General features: G+C 42.3%; 18 protein-coding genes. All 18 read left to right on the forward strand.

Features of this window, described 5'->3' with window-relative positions; genetic code table 11:
* Positions 1 to 6: 6 nt before the first annotated feature.
* The 18 genes from OV592_RS08090 (at position 7) to OV592_RS08175 (ending at position 21,809) form a co-directional block, all read left to right on the forward strand.
* Positions 7 to 2,016: a heme lyase CcmF/NrfE family subunit gene (locus tag OV592_RS08090; protein ID WP_406611023.1), complete on the forward strand. Its 2,010-nt coding sequence runs from the start codon at positions 7 to 9 to the stop codon at positions 2,014 to 2,016.
* Positions 2,017 to 2,547, forward strand: coding sequence for a DsbE family thiol:disulfide interchange protein (locus OV592_RS08095; protein WP_016401681.1), 531 nt, complete (start codon positions 2,017 to 2,019; stop codon positions 2,545 to 2,547).
* A gap of 2 nt (positions 2,548 to 2,549) precedes the next feature.
* Positions 2,550 to 3,020, forward strand: coding sequence for a cytochrome c-type biogenesis protein CcmH (locus OV592_RS08100; RefSeq protein ID WP_406611024.1), 471 nt, complete (start codon positions 2,550 to 2,552; stop codon positions 3,018 to 3,020).
* Positions 3,020 to 4,291: a c-type cytochrome biogenesis protein CcmI gene (gene ccmI, locus OV592_RS08105; RefSeq protein WP_406611025.1), complete on the forward strand. Its 1,272-nt coding sequence runs from the start codon at positions 3,020 to 3,022 to the stop codon at positions 4,289 to 4,291. The genes OV592_RS08100 and ccmI overlap by 1 nt, the downstream gene beginning before the upstream one ends.
* A gap of 161 nt (positions 4,292 to 4,452) precedes the next feature.
* Positions 4,453 to 5,226, forward strand: a complete 774-nt coding sequence (locus OV592_RS08110) for a VacJ family lipoprotein (protein WP_016401678.1) — start codon at positions 4,453 to 4,455, stop codon at positions 5,224 to 5,226.
* Between the two features lie 220 nt (positions 5,227 to 5,446).
* Positions 5,447 to 6,448 (forward strand): response regulator, encoded by a 1,002-nt coding sequence (locus tag OV592_RS08115; protein ID WP_406611026.1) that lies wholly within the window; start codon positions 5,447 to 5,449, stop codon positions 6,446 to 6,448.
* Positions 6,449 to 6,482: 34 nt separating this feature from the next.
* Entirely contained in the window at positions 6,483 to 7,352 is an 870-nt protein-coding gene (gene rfbA, locus OV592_RS08120; RefSeq protein ID WP_406611027.1) for a glucose-1-phosphate thymidylyltransferase RfbA, read from the forward strand.
* A gap of 21 nt (positions 7,353 to 7,373) precedes the next feature.
* Positions 7,374 to 8,447, forward strand: a complete 1,074-nt coding sequence (rfbB, locus tag OV592_RS08125; protein WP_338625485.1) for a dTDP-glucose 4,6-dehydratase — start codon at positions 7,374 to 7,376, stop codon at positions 8,445 to 8,447.
* A gap of 249 nt (positions 8,448 to 8,696) precedes the next feature.
* Positions 8,697 to 9,602 (forward strand): sulfate adenylyltransferase subunit CysD, encoded by a 906-nt coding sequence (gene cysD, locus OV592_RS08130; RefSeq protein ID WP_406611028.1) that lies wholly within the window; start codon positions 8,697 to 8,699, stop codon positions 9,600 to 9,602.
* Positions 9,603 to 9,704: 102 nt separating this feature from the next.
* Complete coding sequence (cysN, locus tag OV592_RS08135; protein WP_406611029.1) at positions 9,705 to 11,126, forward strand: sulfate adenylyltransferase subunit CysN; 1,422 nt, start codon at positions 9,705 to 9,707, stop codon at positions 11,124 to 11,126.
* Complete coding sequence (locus OV592_RS08140) at positions 11,126 to 12,853, forward strand: SLC13 family permease (RefSeq protein ID WP_406611030.1); 1,728 nt, start codon at positions 11,126 to 11,128, stop codon at positions 12,851 to 12,853. Before cysN ends, OV592_RS08140 begins: the two co-directional genes overlap by 1 nt.
* Positions 12,854 to 12,885: 32 nt before the next feature.
* The gene (gene cysC, locus OV592_RS08145) at positions 12,886 to 13,494 is read left to right on the forward strand and encodes an adenylyl-sulfate kinase (protein ID WP_406611031.1); all 609 of its coding nucleotides are present in this window, start codon (positions 12,886 to 12,888) and stop codon (positions 13,492 to 13,494) included.
* 14 nt (positions 13,495 to 13,508) lie between these two features.
* On the forward strand, positions 13,509 to 14,468 hold the full coding sequence (locus tag OV592_RS08150; protein ID WP_406611032.1) for a DHH family phosphoesterase: 960 nt from the start codon (positions 13,509 to 13,511) through the stop codon (positions 14,466 to 14,468).
* A gap of 262 nt (positions 14,469 to 14,730) precedes the next feature.
* Complete coding sequence (locus tag OV592_RS08155) at positions 14,731 to 15,240, forward strand: outer membrane beta-barrel protein (RefSeq protein WP_406611033.1); 510 nt, start codon at positions 14,731 to 14,733, stop codon at positions 15,238 to 15,240.
* Positions 15,241 to 15,437: 197 nt separating this feature from the next.
* A complete protein-coding gene (locus tag OV592_RS08160) occupies positions 15,438 to 18,242 on the forward strand; it encodes an SLBB domain-containing protein (protein WP_406611034.1) in 2,805 nt (934 codons plus the stop codon).
* A gap of 57 nt (positions 18,243 to 18,299) precedes the next feature.
* Complete coding sequence (locus OV592_RS08165) at positions 18,300 to 19,274, forward strand: Wzz/FepE/Etk N-terminal domain-containing protein (protein ID WP_406611036.1); 975 nt, start codon at positions 18,300 to 18,302, stop codon at positions 19,272 to 19,274.
* Between the two features lie 39 nt (positions 19,275 to 19,313).
* Positions 19,314 to 20,435 carry a UDP-N-acetylglucosamine--undecaprenyl-phosphate N-acetylglucosaminephosphotransferase gene (gene wecA / locus OV592_RS08170; RefSeq protein ID WP_406611037.1) on the forward strand — a complete coding sequence of 374 codons (1,122 nt, stop codon included), beginning with the start codon at positions 19,314 to 19,316 and terminating at the stop codon, positions 20,433 to 20,435.
* Between the two features lie 183 nt (positions 20,436 to 20,618).
* Positions 20,619 to 21,809, forward strand: a complete 1,191-nt coding sequence (locus tag OV592_RS08175; protein ID WP_406611038.1) for a UDP-N-acetylglucosamine 4,6-dehydratase — start codon at positions 20,619 to 20,621, stop codon at positions 21,807 to 21,809.
* The last annotated feature ends 10 nt before the right edge of the window (positions 21,810 to 21,819 follow it).

Consider the following 21,819-nt stretch of genomic DNA (forward strand, 5'->3'; position numbering starts at 1 on the left):
GTAACTATGATCCCGGAACTTGGACATTACGCATTAATTCTTTCTTGTGCGTTAGCTATTTTACAAAGTGTGTACCCGCTATGGGGCGCGAGTAAAAATAGTGTTTCATTAATGAAACTTGCTCGACCTTTAGCGCTAGCGCAGTTTGCCTTCGTTACATTGTCTTTTGTAGTCTTAAGCTACTCATTTGCTATAAATGATTTCTCGGTAGCTTATGTAGCTAATAACTCGAACAGCCAGTTACCGGTTTACTACCGTTTATCAGCTGTTTGGGGTGCGCACGAAGGTTCATTATTGCTGTGGGCAATGATTTTGTCGGGGTGGGGCGCTGCAGTAGCAATGTTCAGCCGTGGCTTACCGCTCGACGCTGTTGCGCGGGTAGTAGCAGTAATGGGGATGATATGTGTAGGTTTTTACCTGTTCATCTTGCTTACTTCAAACCCCTTCGACAGAACTTTGCCATTTTTCCCAGTTGATGGACAAGATTTGAATCCTTTATTGCAAGATGTTGGGTTAATTTTCCACCCACCTCTTTTGTATATGGGGTATGTAGGCTTTTCGGTGGCTTTTGCTTTTGCTATCGCTGCTCTAATGGCTGGACGTTTAGATTCCACTTGGGCTCGTTGGTCTCGCCCTTGGACAATGGCGGCTTGGATTTTCCTTACTTTAGGTATCTCACTAGGAAGTTGGTGGGCCTACTACGAATTAGGCTGGGGCGGTTGGTGGTTCTGGGATCCAGTAGAAAATGCCTCATTTATGCCGTGGTTAGTGGGTACTGCGCTGCTGCATTCTTTAGCGGTAACCGAAAAGCGAGGGGTGTTTAAATCCTGGACTGTGTTGCTGGCTATATCCGCGTTTTCTCTTAGTTTATTAGGAACCTTTTTAGTTCGCTCCGGCGTATTGGTCTCGGTGCATGCCTTCGCGAGCGATCCCGCTCGAGGCTTGTTTATTCTAGGCTTCTTGTTGGTGGTGATTGGTGGCTCCTTATTGCTGTTTGCTATTCGTGGCTCACAGGTGAAAAGTCGCGGAACCTATAGTTTGTTTTCTCGCGAGACCTTTTTGTTAATCAACAACATCTTACTAGTAGCTGCCTTAGTGGTGGTATTGTTGGGTACTTTATTGCCGCTTATTCACAAGGAAATCGGCCTTGGCAGCATCTCAATTGGTGAGGCCTTCTTTAACCGAATGTTCAGCTGGATGATTGTGCCTTTTGCGATTGCTTTGGGTATTGGTCCTTTGCTGCGGTGGAAGCGCCAAGATATTCGCCCCCTTAAAGGTTGGCTGCTGGCTTTAGCAGCATTTAGTTTATTGGTGCCAGCTGCATTATTAGTAATGCTCGCGCCGAAGTTCTATGCCTTGGCTTACATGGCGCTTGCCTTATCATTTTGGGTGATTAGCTGTACAGCCTTAGAAGTATATTTGCGTGCTACTCATCGCCACACTTTCACCAAAGGTTTGAAAGTACTCAGTCGTTCTCATTGGGCAATGGTACTTGGCCATTTAGGTCTTGCGGTAACGGTAATAGGCGTGGCATTAACTAGCCATTACAGTATTGAACGTGACTTGCGTTTAGAGCCTGGTGATTCGGTTACCTTTGCTGCTTACTCTTTCCACTTCAAACAGGTTGAGCCTCTAGTTGGTCCAAACTATGAAGGCCATGTTGGGGTGATAGACGTATATAAAGATGAGCACTTAGCAACAACCTTACGTGCAGAAAAACGCTTCTATCGGGTACAACGAAATATGATGACAGAAGCCGCCATTGATGCAGGCTTATGGCGTGACTTATATGCGGCAATGGGTGAACAGCTCCCCGGTGGAGCATGGGCAGTGCGCCTATATTACAAGCCCTTTATCCGCTGGATTTGGCTAGGCTCAATTATTATGGCAATTGGCGGTGTATTTGCCATGTCGGATAAACGCTATCGTTTCAAAGTTAAGCAAGAGCAGTTAAGTGGCAAGCCACCTGTAAAAGGTGCGAGTAGTAAAAGCACTGATTTAGCAGAGGAGGCTTAAATGAATAAGCGTATATTTTATTTTTTACTGCCTCTTATCGCGTTCTTGTTTATGGCAGTGTTTTTGTATCGCGGTTTGTACAGTGACGCTACCGAGCTTGAGTCGGTATTAATAGGCAAGCCGGTTCCGCAATTCACTTTGCAAGATATTTATCAGCAAGATAAGCAACACGATGCTGCGATATTTAAGGGTGAACCCTTGCTGCTAAATGTTTGGGCTACCTGGTGTCCTACCTGTCGCGCAGAACATACCTTTCTGAACTCCTTGGCTGAACAAGGCGTTAAGATTGTTGGCTTAAATTACAAAGACGATCGAATTAAAGCGATAAAGTGGTTGGAGCAACTCGGTAACCCCTATCAAGTGAATTTGTACGATGGCAAGGGCCTGTTGGCATTAGACCTTGGTGTGTATGGTGCTCCAGAAACCTATTTTATCGATAGCCAAGGCGTAATTCGTTATCGCCATGTGGGTGATGTAAACGCGCGTAATTGGCAAGCAGAGCTTGCGCCAATATTTGCTGGTTTGGATTAATCATGATGAAAACTTTTCAAAGCTTTTTTGCGGTGCTGTTACTTGGCCTTCCTATATTGGCGAACGCTGCGATTTCAGCTCAGGAGTTTGATAACCCAGAACAGGAAGAGCTGTTTCGAGAGTTAACACGTGAGTTACGTTGCCCTAAATGTCAAAACAACAACATCTCTGATTCTAACGCTGGGCTTGCTCAAGACTTACGCGAGAAAACCTACCAAATGGTGAAGTCGGGCAGTGATAAACAAGAAGTATTGGATTATATGGTAGCGCGCTATGGCAACTTTGTGCGCTACGACCCGCCACTTACTCCAGCCGTACTTACCCTGTGGATAGCGCCGGTTTTAATTATATTGATTGGTGGATTTACTGTGTGGCGATTAGCCCGAAGAAGAAAAGACGCAAAACCTGCGCTAGATGTGGCCGAACAAGAACGCCTTGAGCAGCTAATTAAACAAACGGAGCAAGAAAAATAATGACAATATTTTGGTTGGCTGCTGCCGTTTTAACCCTGTTGGCTGTGGCGGTTGTTGTTTTGCCTTTGTGGCGACAACGAGACAGTCGCTCGGTGACTCAAACAGAACTAAATAAAACTCTCTACAAAGATAGATTAATTGAAATTGAACAAGAAAATGCGCAAGGCTTAGCGGAAGATAGCTCAGTGTTAGTGAGCGAACTTCAGCATAATTTGTTGGATGATATTCCCGAAGAAGCAGATGCCAAACGTAGTGCCATTTCCCCTTGGGTTGCGCTTCCCGGTGTGGTTTTTGTGGTGGCTATTTCCATTGGCATGTATATCAAACTAGGCAGTGCTGAAAAGGTTCAAGACTGGCAGGCGATTGTGCAAAAAATGCCAGAGCTGAGTAACAAGGTGCTGCTTGGCCAAGGTGGTGAAGTAAGTGAACAAGACTTAAATGAGTTCGCTTTAGGCTTGCGTACCAAGTTACATAATGACCCTAGTGATACACGCGGTTGGTTTTTATTGGCTAAAGTTGGCCAGGCTCTAAATCGTTTAGACATCATGACCGATGCCGCAGAGCAGGCTTATATGCGCGATTCAAAAAGTGCCAATATTATAGCTGTTTATGCTCAATCCTTATTCTACAGTGGCGAACCCAGTGAACAAGCGCGAGCTGAGCGACTATTAGTATTAGCCCTACAGCAAGACTCTAGTCAATTAGAGCTTTGGTCCTTGTATGCTTTTATGGCACTTGAGCAACAGCAGTTTCAGTTGGCTATTGATCGCTGGCAGAGAATGCTAAGTTTGGTTGATGCTGATTCTGAGCGTTATCAAATGCTGCAACAAAGTATTGAGTTTGCCGAAGCGCAAATTGCTCAACAGCAAGAGCCAGTTGCGGAACAAATCCCGGCTGTTGAGCAAGCGGTGGTTGAAAACAATCCAGCAAGTGGTCCTAGCTACAGTATCACTGTAGACGTGAAAGAAGGGTTGGAAGTGCCAGGCTCAAGCTTCTTGTTTGTGTTCGCTAAGTCTGTGAATGGGCCGCCAATGCCTTTGGCGGCCAAAAAAGTAGCGCATCCGCGTTTTCCTGTCACGGTGAATTTGTCAGACAGTGATAGCATGATGGAAGGTCTTAAGCTTTCTCAGCAAGGCGATTTTTATATTACCGCACGCTTATCTTACGATAACAATGTACAAACCATTGAAGGCGATTGGGAAGGGCAATCTTCTGCTATCTCTCAGGGCGAAGAACAAGCAATAAGTTTGCTTATCGATACTCCCCTGTAATTATGTATTAATATTGTAAGTGTTAATAGTTTTTACTATTCAGCTCTTAACATAGATGCCATAATAAAAAGAGGTTGCTTAGCAACCTTTTTTTATTTGTATTCGCAAATTATTTGGTGAGTTGATTTGCGATAGGTATCCGACCAAGGAAGGGGGTCTGAGTGCGTAAAGTAGTTACAGCTTTTTTGATGTTTGCTGTTATGTTGTCTACTGCATCTACCACAATGGCTAATGAAGTAGAGGCTTTTGATGAGCCTTATCAAGACTTCTCCGATCCTTTCGAGGGCTTCAATCGAAGCATGTGGAACTTCAACTATAACTATTTGGATAAGCCTCTTTATCGTCCTGTAACACATGTATATGCCGAGTACTTACCCTTTGGTATTCGCGAAGCCATGAACAACGTTATTCGTAACTTGGAAGAGCCCGCTAGTTTTGCTAACCACCTCCTGCAAGGTAAGGTAGAACGTGCTTCTAATAATCTAGTTCGATTTTTGTTTAATTCCAGCTTTGGTATCTTTGGCATTTTCGATTTAATGGGGCGCTCCGGTGTACAGCGAGACATTGAAGAATTCGGCGATGTAATGGGGTTTTACGGGGTGCCAGAAGGGCCTTATGTAATGTTACCTGTACTTGGGCCAACCACAGTACGTAAGGAAGTTGGCGACTGGGTAGACGCATTTGCATCGCCATTAACCAACTTAACGTTTGCTGAGCAGGTGATTAAGTGGGGCTTAGACGGATTGTACAAACGTGCGTCAGTTATTGAGCAAGAACCTCTATTGGATAACTCGCTAGACAGCTATACCTTTGTTAAAGATGCTTACTTACAGTATCGCTTATATCGCTTCTACAACGGTAAGCCGCCAACATCCTCAAAACAAGATATCGATTCAGCTTTAGAAGATTATTTAGACGAGTTGGAAGATTATTAATTAAGCTGAACTATGCTTGTAAGTAGTATCGTTCGGCGCACCTAACAGCCTCTGCTGCTAGTGTTAGCGCTGCCAACCCAGATTTGGCTTTTTACATACCTTTGTGTGGTATAAATTTTATACATGCTTGCTGGCGTTGCTATTACTTTGCTTATATTATCAACACATTAGACCACCTAAATGCTATTAACGTATTAATTAATAAGGATATTTGGAGAGAGTGCTGGAGCGCGACGATAACCCTTTATACGGGATCTCAATTTTAGTTGTAGAAGATGAAGTGGTGTTTCGTCAGCAGTTGCTCGCATTTCTAACTCAACAAGGCGCAATGGTTGGGGCTGTAGGAGATGGACAAGAAGCCCTTAATGCTATCAATCAACAACATTACGATATTATTTTAATGGACCTCATCATGCCGCGCATGAATGGGGTAGAACTGCTGCAACGCTTAGACAACTTCCCCGGCAGTGTTGTGGTTATTTCCGGTAAAAGCACCATGGCCGATTTACGTAAGGTATTGCAGCTCGGTGCTAGTGACTTTTTAGTTAAACCGCTTACCGATTTTAATGAGTTAACCGACACCATTCTTGCTAACCTTTCAATGGCTAACGAGCACAGCCTGCAAATGGAATTTGCCGAGTTTGATGAACATAAAGCCCACTTTAAGGCCAATGATGCTCAAGCGAGCATGGTATTGAATGAAATTCTTCCAGAGAATACCCAAGAAATCATCGGGTTCTTTTGTCATTATCGATTGAAAGGACAATCTCTGTTTCCGATTATTAAGCAAATTGACGAGCATCATGTAGGTTTTTTGGTGGTTGATATTTGCTTATTAGGTGATGAAGGTGTGGTTGCTGCAGTCATTATAAATGGCTTTTTTCAAGACATGTGGAATCGTTTTTTGGTTAATGACCCTACAGCGCTTCAACCGAGCGAAGCGCTTAGTACGCTTAACCGTATTATTAAAGCGGCCGATCTACGGGCACCAGTTGCCTGCTTGTATGGTGTGATAGAGCACGATCAAGTATTGTTTGCCAATGCGGGTTTGTTAGATGCACCAACTCCTTTTGATGCGGCTCATCCCGGAATGCCTTTAGGTCTCAACGCCGATGCTCATTACTTAGAAAGTATCGGAAAACTCTCCGACATAGGCTTTAGCTTGCGCTTTAAAAACTTGGCCGACGATCGTATTAACTTAAAACTGTTTCCGGTAAGCTAAAATTAATGCTTTATGATTTTTGTTAGAGGTTGTTTTGCGACGTAAAGGAATAGTTTTGGCTGGAGGGTCCGGGACTCGTTTATACCCGATTACGCAAGTGATTAGTAAGCAGTTAATGCCTGTTTATGACAAACCTATGATCTATTACCCAATAGCTACATTAATGCTAGCTGGAATTACAGACATCCTAATTATCTCTACTCCCGAGGATCTCCCTCGTTTCAAAAAGCTTTTAGGTAATGGAACTCAGTGGGGACTAAGATTTGAATATGCTGAGCAAAATACGCCCGATGGTATTGCTCAAGCACTATTGATTGCTGAGACCTTTCTTGATAACTGTGCCGCATGTTTAGTGTTGGGGGATAACTTGTTTTACGGACAGGGCTTGCCTTTAGCTTTAAGTTCTGCGGCCAAACAATGTACCGGAGCATGTGTGTTTGGTTACCATGTCACCGATGCTGAGCGCTATGGAGTTGTGGAATTTGATAAAGATGGAAAGGTGTTGTCTATTGAGGAAAAGCCAGAAGTACCTAAGTCTAGCTTTGCAGTTACGGGCTGTTATTTTTTTGACAATCAAGTCGTTGACTTAGCTAAACAACTTAAACCTTCTAAGCGCGGTGAACTAGAAATTACAGATCTTATAAACTTATATTTGGACAAAGGTTTATTGCAAGTTCAGCTGCTTGGTCGTGGTAGTGCTTGGTTAGACACGGGGACTCATGATTCACTGCTAGAAGCCGCTCAGTTTATTGCTGTTTTGGAAAAACGACAAGGTTTGAAAGTGTGTTGTCCAGAAGAGATTGCATACCGGCTGGGTTTAATTAACGTACAACAGTTAAAAGCCTTAGCAGCACCAATGCTAAATAATGCTTATGGCAAGTACCTAAATGCACTTGTGTCATAAGTTTTGATAGTGAAAAGAGATATGAGTAAACGAATATTGGTAACCGGTGGTGCCGGGTTCATTGGTGCCAATTTTGTACGCTATTGGTTACAGCATCACCCCAATGATCAACTTGTTGTTTTGGATGCTCTGACTTACGCAGGAAATAAAGCAAGTCTTTCTGATGTAGAGACCCACGATAATTTTAAATTTGTGCAGGGAGATATTTGTAATACCAACTTGGTGCAGAGTTTGTTAGTTGAAGAAGAGCTTAATACCATTGTACATTTTGCTGCAGAGTCTCATGTTGACCGCTCAATTACTGAACCTGATGCATTTATTGAAACCAATATTATCGGAACCTATAGTTTACTTAAAGCGGCTAAAGCAGTATGGATTGACCACCCAATTGCCCAAGGTATACCGCCGTTACCACATCGCTTTCATCACGTTAGTACAGATGAAGTATACGGATCTCTTGAGCCCAATGCCCCAGCTTTCGCAGAAGATGCTCAATACGCCCCCAACTCACCTTACTCTGCAAGCAAGGCCGCTAGCGATCACTTAGTCCGAGCATATCACCATACCTACGGTTTGGAAGTAACAACCTCTAATTGTTCAAATAACTACGGTCCGTTTCATTTCCCAGAAAAACTTATCCCATTAGTTATCACTAATGTACTAAGTAACAAAGCGTTACCTATTTATGGTGATGGTATGCAAGTTCGAGATTGGCTCTTTGTAGAAGACCATGCTCGAGGTATCGAGTTGGTCCTAGATAAGGGGCGTATAGGGGAAAACTATAATATCGGCGGCAATAATGAATGGGCCAACATCGAAATCGTAAAGTTGGTTTGTCGATTATTAAACCAACGTTTCAGAAAATCATCTAGATTGGCGATGCAGTATCCTTTGGCTAAAGCTGCTATTGCAGGTAATGCTGAATCGTTAATAAGTTTTGTTGAAGATAGAGTCGGGCATGATCGCAGATATGCTATTGACGCCAGAAAAACTCAACAAGAATTGGGTTATGAGCCAGCAGTATCTTTTGAACAAGGCATTGAGCTTACCATTGATTGGTATCTAAAGGCTCAAGATTGGTTAAAAGCACTCTAGAAAGAGTAGGTTTAATTTCGTAACAATGTGCTTTCTTAATGTCTATACAGGTTATTTAAAATAGAAACGAAGAGTTCAGCTCCAGTTGCATTCTCTCTATACTTATAGACTTATATCTTCTTAGAACCTCAGATTATTAAAAGTAGCATAATGTTATAGCGCGGTTACTAGTAGTAGTCAGCTTTATCAGTTAGTCTGAGCTTGTTTTATATTCTATAACGATATAACGAATTAAGAGCTGAAGACTAAATGGAAAATTATAACTTAACTCATCTTAAAGCATTAGAAGCCGAGAGTATCCATATCATCCGTGAAGTAGCGGCTGAGTTCGACAACCCGGTAATGCTGTACTCTGTGGGTAAAGACTCCGCGGTAATGCTTCATTTAGCGCGTAAAGCTTTCTACCCCGGAAAAATTCCTTTCCCATTACTGCACGTAGATACCGACTGGAAATTTAAAGAAATGATCCAGTTCCGTGACCGCATGGCAGAAAAGTACGACTTCGAATTGCTAGTGCATAAAAACCCTGAAGGTCTTGAAATGGGTATTGGCCCTTTCTCTCACGGTAGTGCAGTGCACACTGATGTGATGAAAACTCAAGGCTTAAAGCAAGCATTAAACAAATATCAGTTTGATGCTGCCTTTGGTGGCGCGCGTCGTGATGAAGAGAAATCACGAGCTAAAGAGCGAGTTTATTCATTCCGTGATAAAAACCACCGTTGGGATCCAAAATCACAACGCCCTGAACTTTGGAATACTTATAACTCTAAAGTAAACAAAGGCGAAAGTATTCGTGTATTCCCGCTATCTAACTGGACCGAGTTAGATATTTGGCAGTATATCTACCTAGAAAACATAGAAATTGTTCCTCTTTACTTGTCTCAAGAGCGCCCAGTAGTTGAGCGTGACGGCACTCTAATCATGGTAGATGATGAGCGTATGCCAGTTGAAGAAGGGGAAATTCAACACAAAATGGTACGTTTTCGTACTTTAGGTTGTTACCCACTTACCGGAGCCGTAGAGTCGGAAGCCACAACTCTACCTGAAGTTATTCAAGAAATGCTGTTGACTAAAACCTCTGAACGACAAGGTCGAGTGATTGACCACGATAGCGCAGGGTCAATGGAGAAGAAGAAAATGGAAGGTTATTTCTAAAGGAAATAGCAGGCTTCTAAACAGTATTTACCTGCTCAAGTTATTGGGTTGGAACAGAACAAGAATTTTGACGCTGGCGAAAGCTAGGAAAGCGAGGATACCATGTCTCATCAATCAACATTGATTGCTTCAGATATCGAAGAGTACTTACAACAACATGAACAGAAACAGCTACTACGTTTACTAACCTGTGGTAGCGTTGATGATGGTAAAAGCACCTTAATTGGTCGCTTATTGCATGATTCAAAAATGATTTTTGAAGATCAGTTAGCAACCATCAAAAATGACTCGAAACGTTTTAATACCACAGATGGTGAGTTTGACTTAGCGCTATTGGTTGACGGTTTACAGTCGGAACGTGAGCAAGGTATTACCATTGATGTTGCTTACCGTTATTTCTCTACAGAAAAGCGTAAGTTTATTATTGCCGACACGCCAGGTCATGAACAATACACCCGTAACATGGCAACTGGCGCATCGAACTGTGATTTAGCTATTGTAATGATTGATGCCCGCTATGGCGTGCAAGTACAAACTCGCCGCCACAGCTTTATTGTATCAACACTGGGCATTAAGCAAGTAATTGTAGCCATTAACAAAATGGATTTAGTCGAGTTTTCCGAAGCTCGCTTTGAAGAGATTAAAGCAGAGTATCAAAAGTTTGCTGAGAATTTGAATATCGATAGCATCAAGTTTGTGCCAATTTCTGCATTAAATGGTGACAACGTGGTAGAGCGCAGTGAACAAAGCGCTTGGTATCACGGTGAAACCTTGATGGGCATGCTAGAAAGTGCGCCAATTAGTGCCGGACAAAACTTTGATGACTTCCGTTTCCCTGTTCAATACGTTAATCGTCCAAACCTAGACTTCCGTGGTTTCTGCGGCACGATCAGCTCTGGTGTTGTGCGCAAAGGCGATGAAGTAACGTCGTTACCTTCAGGCAAAACCTCGAAAGTGAAAAGCATCGTCACCTTTGATGGCGAAATTGATGAAGCTTACGCGCCTATGGCGGTAACTCTTACTTTAGAAGATGAAATTGATGCAAGTCGTGGAAACATGCTGGTACATAGCAACAATAAACCTTGGGTAGCCAGCAGCGCAGAAGCGACCATTGTTTGGATGGCCGAAGAGCCAATGATTGCTAACAAACAATACGATTTTAAACTAGCGTCTAAAACTACTTCAGGCTCTATCGCTAAGATCGAGCACCAAATAGATGTGAATACCTTAGAAGAGCAAGAAGCTGTTCGCCTAGGCTTAAACGAGATTGGTTCTTGCCAAGTTCAGTTTAGCCAGCAAGTTGCTTTTGATGCCTATAACAAAGCCAAAGGCACTGGTTCATTTATTATTATTGACCGTATCTCCAATGTAACTGTAGGTGCCGGTATTATTACGGCAAAGGGTAGTTTAGAAGAAGCAGGGCTGCAGAAAGAGTTCTCTGCATTTGAGTTAGAACTTAATGCGCTTGTTCGTAAACACTTCCCGCATTGGGATGCTAAAGACTTAAGCGAACTACTTAAGTAATGAGCATACAGGCCATATTGGTGCTAGTGATTTTTATTGGCACCATTGCGTCTCTAATTCGTTATCAGCAGTATCCTGCCAAAATCTTTGGTGGGGTAATGCTACTGCTGTTCGTGCTTGATCTAGTTAGTAGCGATCAGCTGTTGGCTAGTGTATCGAACCAAGGTTTAATGACCTTGGTTCTGTTAATGCTATGCTCGATTGCTTTGGAAAAAACACGACTATTGCGAGTGCTGGCGGCCTCCATCATTAAACCATCGCTTCGTTCTACTTGGCTTCGATTATATTCCACCACGGTGCTGTCTTCTGCTGCCTTAAATAATACCGCAGTAGTTGCCACTTTATTGGCACCAATTCGTAATAATCCTTATCACAGCGCTAGCCGCTTATTGTTGCCCTTATCTTACGCGGCTATTTTAGGTGGAACGCTTACCTTAATAGGCACCTCTACCAACCTTATCGTAAATAGCTTGCTGCTTGAGAGCACTGGTGAAAGTTTGGGCTTTTTTGATTTCACCTTAATAGGCTTGGTTGCAGTGGTGGCTTGCGGTTTTACTTTGGCGTTTTTTTCACGCTATTTACCTGATCACAAGCGTGAAGAAAATCATTATCATCGCTACTTTATTGATGCAAAGATTCAAGCGGATTCGGCCTTAATTGGTAAGAGTGTTGAAGAAAATGGGCTACGTCACTTAGAGTCACTGTTCCTTGTGGAAATTGTTAGAGATGGAAAACTGATTAGCCCGGTAGCTCCCACCGAAGTGATGCAACAAGCCGATCGGCTTATTTTTAGCGGCGACGTTACAAAAGTTATGCAACTTAATCAGTTCTCCGGGCTGCAAACATTTGCAGATTCAAATGGCTTATTGGGCTCTAATCTTACCGAAGTAGTTATTCGCCCAGAAAGCATGTTGGTGGGGAAAAGCTTAAAAGGCGCCGGATTTCGTGCCCGCTTCGACGCGGCGGTTGTGGCCATTAAGCGAGATGGCGAAAGAGTATCAGGGAAGCTAGGCGAAATAACCCTGCAGGCCGGAGACTTTTTGGTGTTGGCGGTTGGCGCAGACTTTAAGTCGCGTACTAACCTAAGCAAAAACTTTATCGTGGTAAGTGGTGTTGAGCCCGATACCCGTCTAAATGGTGCTTCAGAGCTTATTGCAATTGGTGGTTTTGTGCTAGCCGTGGGGGCTGCAGCGATTGGCTTGGTTAGTCTATTTAAAGCGATGGTTGTGTTGTTAGGTGGTTTAATCTTTTTCAGGTGCTTAACTCCCAGTGAATTAGTACGCCGTTTTCCTAAAGAAATATGGTTAATTGTTGCCTCGGCTTTGGCGTTGTCTCAGGCCATGCATAATGCAGGTTTAGTGGAGTTACTAGAGGCCTTGTTTAACGGCGGCTTAAGTGGCCAATGGTTTATGCTGAGTTTAGTGGCAGTGTACCTACTAACTTGGATATTTACCGAGTTGGTTACCAACAACGCGGCGGCGGCCTTAATGTTTCCTTTAGCTTATGGCTTGGCTAACGCATTAGGAGCTAATCCGATGACCTTTGTAATGACGGTAGCTTTTGCAGCGAGTGCTAGCTTTGTAAGCCCATATGGATATCAAACCAACTTAATGGTGTATAACGCCGGTCGCTACAGTTTACGAGACTTTGTTAAATTAGGTTTACCGGTAGCCTTGGTTTATGGCTTGGTGGTTTTGGTATTGGTTCCAATAGTTTTTCCTTTATAGTGATTTTATTTAAATAGCAGAGTAGGCGAGTTATGGAAAAAAAGAGCGAGAATGTGGTTTGGCATAATCACAGTGTTAATCGAGAGTTACGCACGATGAAAAAAGGCCACAAACCCTGCGTACTTTGGTTTACTGGTTTAAGCGGCTCAGGGAAGTCTACTATTGCTAACGCAGTTGATTACTTATTGTATCAACGCGGCGTTCATACTTATGTTCTGGATGGTGACAATGTTCGCCATGGGCTAAATGGTGATCTAGGTTTCTCAGACATTGACCGTGTAGAAAATATTCGTCGTATTGGTGAAGTAGCCAAGCTGTTTGTAGACGCAGGTTTAGTAGTTTCTACTGCTTTTATATCTCCATTTAAAGCAGACCGCTCGCTGGTTCGCAATCAACTAAGCGATGGCGAATTTTTTGAAGTGTTTATTGATACTCCTCTAGAAGTGTGTGAGCAACGTGATCCAAAAGGCTTGTACAAAAAGGCTCGCAGTGGCGAGATTAAAAACTTTACCGGTATAAGCTCAGCTTATGAAGCGCCGGAAAAAGCGGATGTACACGTGCAAACCGATGGTAAGTCGGTTGAGCAATGTGCAGAGTTTGTGGTTAATGCGCTAATTGATGCGGGTATTGTTAAGGCTTAGTAACGAGGTTTTCTTTGCGACACATAGATATTTTCAACGGTGATGCAGATGGTATCATTTCTCTGATTCAGCTTCGTTTAAACGAGCCCCGAAACAGTATTTTGCTTACAGGGGTTAAGCGTGAAAATCAGTTGATGAATGATTTTGATTTTCAGCCAAATGATCAAGTCACCGTGCTCGATATTTCTATGGAAAAAAACCGAGAAGGATTACTGCAAGCCTTAGATGTTGGCGCTAATGTGCATTATGTTGACCATCATCGTCCTGGTGAAATACCAACGCACCCAAATCTGCTAGCCGATATTAATACCGATGCGGATGTTTGTACTGCACTGTTGGTAGATGAAAAGCTTAAGGGAAAATATCACCATTGGGCAATTGCTGCTGCTTATGGTGATAACCTAATCGCGAAAGCAGATGTGTTGTGTCAGCAAGCTCAATTAAGCGAATTGCAAAGCGAACAGTTAAAAGAGCTAGGTACTTTAGTTAATTACAACGGGTATGGTGCTGCGCTAGCCGATCTTCATTATGAGCCTGCTACGCTATTTAAACAGTTGCTTGAATATACTTCCCCATTTGAAGCTATTGCCGATAGCCAATCTACCTATCATCAGCTAAAAACTGCTTATCAAGAAGATATGAATCTTGCCAACAGCGTAAAAGCTCACTACCAAAGCTCTATTGTAAAAGTAACTATCTTACCTAACGCTGCTTGGGCCAGACGGATAAGCGGCGTTTTTGGCAATCAGCAAGCAAACCAACACCCCGCACTGGCGCATTTGGTTTTAACCGAAATTGATAGTCAAGCAGCAGTAGTTAGCTTGCGCGCTCCTCTTGCTAAAAAACATGGAGCAGGGAGCATTTGTAGTAACTATAAATCTGGCGGAGGGCGAGAAGCTGCCGCTGGAGTTAATCATTTTGACATTGAGCTACTAAAGCAGCTTATTTGCGACATAGAAAGGTATTATTCTTAGCTAAATTAGTTTTTCTGTTGGTTATTTAAGCAGTTATTGGTTGTTACATTTGTGCTGTATCAAAAATAGATAAAATATCCATCTTTTCCAGAAAGGCCTTTCAGTAATCTAGGGTGCTGTTTTTAAAACAATTAATAGTATTTTAACTTTTGTAAAGCGCTTGAATATCAAACTGTTGGACTACCGATGGTATTTATCCATGAAATTGCTGTGTTATACTTTTTCCCCATTATTGTATAGTGCAGGGAATCGCTCCGTGATAGTGTCGAAACGCTTAAAAATTTGTTTCTGTTTTCTTATATTTTTACTAACTTCCGCCGCCTCCCATGCCAATACCTACGCAGGGGCTATCTTTTCTTATACTTCTACTGAATATAACTCTGATGGTGCCTCAAGCAGTGAAGGCAAACCATGGGTACTACAAGCTCAAGTAGGGCACTTCTTTAATGATTATCTAGCTCTGGAAGGAAGGTATGGCGTCTCTACTGGCCGTTCTGGGGGGATATCTATTGATAGCTTGGGCTCATTATTAGTTAAAGGTAATCTACCTATCACTGAGCAAACCGCAATGTACGCATTGTTAGGTGGCTCATTAGCAAAATTAGATCAACAAAATGTAGCGAGTAGTACAGAAAGTGGAACGAGTTTCGGATTGGGCGCTCACTACGCGTTTAGCCGAAATAGTGCAGTAACTATAGAGTATTTAAGTAGCTTAAATTCAAGCAAAGCAAAAATTGGTGGAATCAACTTAGCATTTCAATATCGGTTCTGATTTTTAGCCGGTTACAGTCTCAAGGCTGTAAGAGGTGAACGTGCGGATTTCGCGCAATAAACTAACTTGCACTGAAAACTTAGAACAAATCGCAATTGTAAGTTTACGTAAAGAACTGAATTGAAGTATTATCGAGCGCGTTATTAATTGTGTTGCTGTTGAATAAATTTGTTGATTGAGAAAGAGAAGATTAAATAATGAAATTTGGACTTAAGAGTCTCATTGTAGTTTGTTTGTTAGGGGTATCTCATTTTTCTCTTGCTATGAACCTTAGCCCTGATCAAGTTCAAATGCTCAAGAGCCTACCAGCTGATCAACAAGCAGCGTTAGCCAGACAATACGGTGTTGATATATCACAGTTTTCTCATTCTTCGGTAACTCAATCTCAATCACCGCAAAACATTACCCCTCAGTTACCGCAAAAGCGCGACTTACAAGCTGAGCAACAAGCGCTTGCAGGCAAAAATAGTGCTGGCGAAACCGCAGAACTGCAACGTTTTGGCCTAGATGTTTTTGCTACGCAACCAACGACGTTTGCCCCACTTAACAACATCCCCGTTACTGATAACTATCGCTTAGGGCCTGGTGATACATTAAATGTGCAATTATTCGGTAAAGAAAACAGTAGCTTTGAATTTAGAGTAAATCGCCACGGAAGTATTAGTTTTCCTGAACTCGGCCCCGTAAATGTCTCTGGTTTAACATTTATCGAAGTTAGAGAGCTGATTACACAACAAATTAATGAAAAGAAAATCGGTGTACGTAGTAATGTGACTATGGGGGAGTTGCGTACTGTTGAAGTGTTTGTATTGGGTGATGCTTACCAACCTGGTAAATATTTGGTGAGCTCTCTTTCTAGTATAACACACGCGCTATATGCGAGTGGCGGTATTAATCAACAAGGTAGTCTGCGAGATATTCGCTTATTGCGTGATGGTCAACTGGTGAGTAAGTTTGACTTATACGACTTGCTGATAAAAGGTGATACTAGTAATGACCTCCAGTTACGTAGTGGCGATGTGATTTTTGTTGGCCCTCTCAGTGATACTGTAAGCGTGGAAGGTGAAGTTGTTCGCCCTGCTATTTACGAAATTAGTGGCAAAGAAACGGTAAAAGGGCTGATTTCATTAGCTGGCGGTTATACAACTAAAGCATTTAAAAAGTCGGCTAGGTTTGAGCGTATCACCGGTGAAGGTTTAATCGACCTATTGACCCTTGATTTAAACGATAGCTCAGACCTCAAAAGGAATCTTCAAAACGGTGATTTTTTAACTATCGAGCAAGTGGATAAAAGAACACCAAACTATGTATCGCTTAAAGGTAATGTAGCACGAGACGGTCGCTACCAATGGCGAAAAGGTCTGCGCATTTCTGATCTGCTTCCTAGTGTACAAAGAAGTTTAAATACAAGCAGCGACCTCAATTACAGCTTGGTTGTGCGCAAAGAGAAAGATCGTTCAATAACGATTTTACAAGTAGATCTAGAGAATGCAATTAACCAAAAGCACTCAGCAGACAACATTCTTCTAAAGCCAGAAGACGAAATTCTAGTTTTTACTAAATATGACTTAGAACTGTTCAGTGAAGCTTTTCAAATTGGTGCTAAAGAGAAAGACCTATTAAGTGCTGATGCCGCAAGTCTTAATGCTAAGATGGAAACCGCCGAGCAGTTGGCTAACCAAACTGTTGGTGAGCAAGCCCAACAAGATGCTCAATTTAGTCAATACAGTCAGCAAACTCAAACCACCACTTTACCAAACAGACCGGCGGGTACTTTAAATCAAAATGAAGCAAGCTTAGCTGGGAGTCAGGGAAGCACCTCAGGAAGAGTTGAAGATTCTAAAACTGAAACTGACATAGAGCGAATAGCGCGTATTACTAATATGTCGGTTAACGAAGTTGAAAAAGTGCTTAAATCGACTCGTGAAAAGCTATTGGCTCCGATACTGATAATGTTACAGGAACAATCGAGCATAAATCGTGAGTTAAAGGTTGTTGAGATTTTTGGAGAAGTAAAGTTTCCTGGCATTTACCCAATAACTAATAAAAACACGGTAAAGGATTTAATTGATGCTGCGGGCGGCTTGAAAAATGGCGCCTACGCACTTCACAGCGAGTTAACAAGAACTATTGTGCAAGATGCTGATGCCGATGTTACTTTGCTACGTCTTGATCTTAATGATGTAATCGCGCGAGTTCCTGAACAAAATCTAGTTTTGCAAGCTCGCGATAGGCTAAATGTATTGGCAGTGCCTAATTTGCGTAAGCAACGCACGGTAAGCCTGCAAGGCGAAGTACGCTTTCCTGGCACCTACGTTATCAAGCGTGGAGAGACACTCGGTGATGTAATTGCTAGAGCGGGTGGATTGACTGAGTATGCTCATCAAGATGGTGCCGTGTTCACTCGCGAAGCGTTACGAGTACGCGAACAAAGTCAAATAGATGCTTACGCAGAAAGCATTCGTCAGGAAGTCGCTAAAAAGAGCCTTCGCCAAACTGGTCCAGGTAGTTTTACGTCATCTTCAAGCCCAACTGAGCAGCTTGAGCTGATCCAGGAAATGAGTGGCACAAAAGCGCTTGGTAGGATGGTGGTTGATTTACCCGCTATTCTGCTCGACGACAGCGCTAAAGACTTCATGTTAGAAGATGAAGACATGCTTTATGTGCCTCAGTATAGAAACACCGTTACAATTATGGGCGAAGTTCAAATTTCAACTTCTTACCTATTGGATGAAGCATACAGCTTTAAAGACTATATTAACTTTGCAGGTGGTGCTAAAAAACAAGCTGATGAAGATAGGATCTTTGTCGTAAGAGCTAACGGCTCAGTTTATAAACCAGAGTCTGGATTTTGGTTTAAGAATAATAAACAACCTCTACAGCCAGGTGACACCATTGTAGTGCCAATTGATACCGATTATCGTGACGCCCTGAGTACTTGGACAGCGGCAACTCAAATCTTGTATCAAATTGGTGTAGCCTATAACGCGATCCAAAAATAGCAATTAATGCACCCTTATACAGGGTGCTTATTTATCTAATAAGTAGACTAGTGAACAATGACTCAATCAGTACAACAGCAACAACCTAATTACCCGCCAGCCTATTTTGAAAGTGTTGCTGAAGACGAGATAGATCTTAGAGAGTTGTTTTCAGTGATTTGGCGCGGCAAATGGATAATTATTGCGTGTACTGCTTTGTTTGCTGTTGCTGCAGTGATTTACGCGATAAACCAACCAAATATCTACCGAGCCAATGCCTTATTGGCAGCCTCTAATCAAGAGAGTAATAAGCTAAGTGGTATGGCTTCTCAGTTTGGAGGTTTGGCGTCTCTCGCTGGAATTAACCTAGGAAGTGGAGGGGGCACCGACCAAACCACTTTGGCGATCGAAGTGCTAAAGTCTCGACAGTTCTTCAAAGAGTTTTTAGATAAGTATCAGATTAAAGCCGACTTAATGGCTGCGAAAGATTGGAATCAGGTAAGCGGAGAGTTGAGCTATGATCCTGAGGTTTACGATGCTCAAGCCAATCGTTGGACGCGTGACGTTAAAGCTCCTAAACGGGCTGAACCCTCAATGCAAGAAAGCCATGAAGTGTTCATTAAAGAAGTATTAAGTATATCGACCGATAAAGAAACAGGCTTAATTACCGTAGCTGCAGAACACATCTCACCTATTGTGGCACAACAGTGGGTAAACTGGTTGGTTAAAGACATTAACCAAGTGATGCGCGAACGTTCTCAGCAGGAAACTTTAACTAATATTAACTATTTAAAAGAGCAGTTAGAAAATACCTCTGTAGCCCAAATGCAAACTGTTTTTTATCAACTTATAGAAGAACAAACTAAAACATTAATGTTGGCCGAAGCCAATGGTGATTTTGTGTTTAAGGTGGTCGACCCTGCCGTAGTTGCTGAACAAAAAGTTAAACCTAAACGTGCACTTATATGTGTGTTAGGTACCTTATTAGGCGGCATTTTAGGTGTGATGTTGGTATTGGTTCGACACTTTGCTAAAGGAAGTGCCGATGCTTAGTAGTTATTTTATTTGCTTAATAGCTCTTGGTGAGTTTTTATGAGCACCTTTATATTGTCCTTGTTAGTCGCTTTTTTAGGCACCTACAGTGCGATTAAAGTATTAAAACCAATCGCGATTAAGCATGAACTGGTAGACAAACCAAATGAGAGAAAACTTCATGTTGGTGCTATTCCTCTTATTGGTGGAATTGCTGTCTATGTAGGTTTTGTATTATCGCTACTAGTCATTGCTCAAGGCTACGACATTTCATTTAAGTACTTTCTGTTAGCTTCTGGCGGGATTCTTCTCGTAGGAATGCTAGATGATAAATACGATCTTAGTGTTCGCTTAAGGATGTTTTGCCAAATTGTAGCTGCAAGTGTGATGATGTTTGCGAGCGGCGATCGTATAGAAAACTTGGGCAATCTATTGGTAATGGGTGACATCCACCTTGGTTGGGCTGCTGTACCCTTTACATACTTGGCCATCATGGGTGCCATTAATGCCTATAACATGGTAGACGGTATCGATGGTTTAGTGGGCGGTGTAACTTTTACCAGCATGCTGTCTCTATCTTTACTTTTCATACTGGAAGGTTTCGTGCTGGAATCCTGGATAGCACTTTGCCTAGTAGTAGCGCTAATTCCCTATCTTATTTTTAATCTGACTAGAGCTGACAACCCGAAGCGTAGTAAGATTTTTATGGGTGACGCTGGTTCAATGTTTGTTGGCTTAAGCGTGGTGTGGCTGCTGGCAATAGGCTCACAAGGTGAAGCCCCAGCCTTCAAACCCGTAACTGCTTTATGGGTTATTGCTATACCGCTTATGGACATGGCAGGGGTAATGATTCGCCGTAAGCGCAAAGGTCAATCTCCCTTTAAGCCAGATAGAGATCATTTACACCACATATTTATGCGTGCAGGCTTCACCTCTAGACAGACTCTTATATGCATTACCTTACTAAGCTTTAGCATATCTATGGTAGGGGTATTGCTTAACTGTTTAAGTGCACCTGATTGGTTGTCTTTCGGTTTGTTTTTGATGGTGTTTGCAGGTTACTTACTGGCCCTAAAGCATGTATGGCGTTTGCTAATAGCATTCAGAAAAGTAAAAGCATTTAGGCGCATGCGACGGGTTAACCAAGTAAAGTTGTCTAGAACTAAGCAAAAAAATGCCTAGAAATAGTCTGTTAAAGAGTTGGTTGTAAAAAAGAGCCTATTGGGGCGGGTTTACAAAAGTAAGGTAACCAAGTAATTACAATGAGATAGCGAAAGCTAGCTGTCTCAAAACTAATAAATAGTGTCTCAGCGTGTATTTGAACCCTGAGAACGAATGAGTGAAAATCAATCAGGAATCGTTAGTATGAGCAATATCTTGCCTCTTATCGGCCGAGATAAAGAGCTATTCATCGCTGATATTACTAGCCATGAGGCAGAGTTGAAGCGCATCGTATCGGAATCGACTTTCTTAGTTTTAGGTGGTGCGGGGTCAATTGGTCAAGCAGTTACAAAAGAAATTTTTAAGCGTAACCCAAAAAAATTACATGTTGTTGATATTAGCGAAAACAACATGGTTGAGTTAGTACGAGACATCCGCAGTTCATTTGGTTACATCGATGGTGACTTTCAGACATTCGCTTTAGATATAGGTTCTTTGGAATACGATGCGTTCATCAAAGCAGATGGCAAGTTTGATTATGTCTTGAACTTGTCAGCACTTAAGCATGTACGAAGTGAAAAAGATCCGTACACATTAATGCGTATGATCGATGTGAATGTGTTCAACACAGATAAAACCATTCAGCAATCTATCGATGCTGGCGCTAAAAAGTACTTCTGTGTGTCGACAGATAAAGCGGCAAATCCAGTCAATATGATGGGCGCTTCAAAGCGTATTATGGAAATGTTCCTAATGCGTAAAAGTGAGCAAATAGCCATTTCAACAGCGCGTTTCGCTAATGTAGCATTCTCTGATGGTTCTTTGCTGCATGGCTTCAATCAACGTATTCAAAAACGTCAACCGATTGTTGCACCAAATGACATCAAGCGATATTTCGTGACCCCACAAGAGTCCGGCGAACTCTGTTTGATGTCTTGTATCTTTGGTGAAAATCGAGACATTTTCTTTCCTAAATTAAGTGAGGCACTTCACTTGATTTCATTTGCTGATATTGCAGTCAAGTACCTAAAGCCACTAGGTTTTGAGCCTCACTTATGCGAGTCAGAAGAGGAAGCTCGTCAATTAGTACATACTTTGCCAAAACAAGGCAAATGGCCGTGCCTATTTACCGCGAGTGACACCACGGGTGAGAAAGGCTTTGAAGAGTTTTTTACTGATATGGAAGAACTCGACATGGTTCGTTTCGAGAACTTGGGTATTATCAAAAACAATCCTGAATACGATCAAGAGCTATTGAGCCTGTTTGAGAAAAGTATTGCAGAAATGAAAAATAGTCGCGAATGGAATAAAGCGCAGATCGTAAAGCTGTTCTTTACAATGATCCCGGACTTTGGCCACAAAGAAACGGGCAAGTATCTCGATAGCAAGATGTAAGAGGCATAAC

This window comes from Agarivorans sp. JK6, from assembly GCF_045277145.1.
Lineage (GTDB): Bacteria > Pseudomonadota > Gammaproteobacteria > Enterobacterales > Celerinatantimonadaceae > Agarivorans > Agarivorans albus.

Coding starts and splice junctions, on each gene's coding strand:
- OV592_RS08090 (WP_406611023.1), top strand. CDS start 7: ATGATCCCGGAACTTGGACATTACGCATTAATTCTTTCTTGTGCGTTA.
- OV592_RS08095 (WP_016401681.1), top strand. CDS start 2,017: ATGAATAAGCGTATATTTTATTTTTTACTGCCTCTTATCGCGTTCTTG.
- OV592_RS08100 (WP_406611024.1), top strand. CDS start 2,550: ATGATGAAAACTTTTCAAAGCTTTTTTGCGGTGCTGTTACTTGGCCTT.
- ccmI (WP_406611025.1), top strand. CDS start 3,020: ATGACAATATTTTGGTTGGCTGCTGCCGTTTTAACCCTGTTGGCTGTG.
- rfbB (WP_338625485.1), top strand. CDS start 7,374: ATGAGTAAACGAATATTGGTAACCGGTGGTGCCGGGTTCATTGGTGCC.
- cysD (WP_406611028.1), top strand. CDS start 8,697: ATGGAAAATTATAACTTAACTCATCTTAAAGCATTAGAAGCCGAGAGT.
- cysN (WP_406611029.1), top strand. CDS start 9,705: ATGTCTCATCAATCAACATTGATTGCTTCAGATATCGAAGAGTACTTA.
- OV592_RS08140 (WP_406611030.1), top strand. CDS start 11,126: ATGAGCATACAGGCCATATTGGTGCTAGTGATTTTTATTGGCACCATT.
- cysC (WP_406611031.1), top strand. CDS start 12,886: ATGGAAAAAAAGAGCGAGAATGTGGTTTGGCATAATCACAGTGTTAAT.
- OV592_RS08160 (WP_406611034.1), top strand. CDS start 15,438: ATGAAATTTGGACTTAAGAGTCTCATTGTAGTTTGTTTGTTAGGGGTA.
- OV592_RS08165 (WP_406611036.1), top strand. CDS start 18,300: ATGACTCAATCAGTACAACAGCAACAACCTAATTACCCGCCAGCCTAT.
- wecA (WP_406611037.1), top strand. CDS start 19,314: ATGAGCACCTTTATATTGTCCTTGTTAGTCGCTTTTTTAGGCACCTAC.
- OV592_RS08175 (WP_406611038.1), top strand. CDS start 20,619: ATGAGCAATATCTTGCCTCTTATCGGCCGAGATAAAGAGCTATTCATC.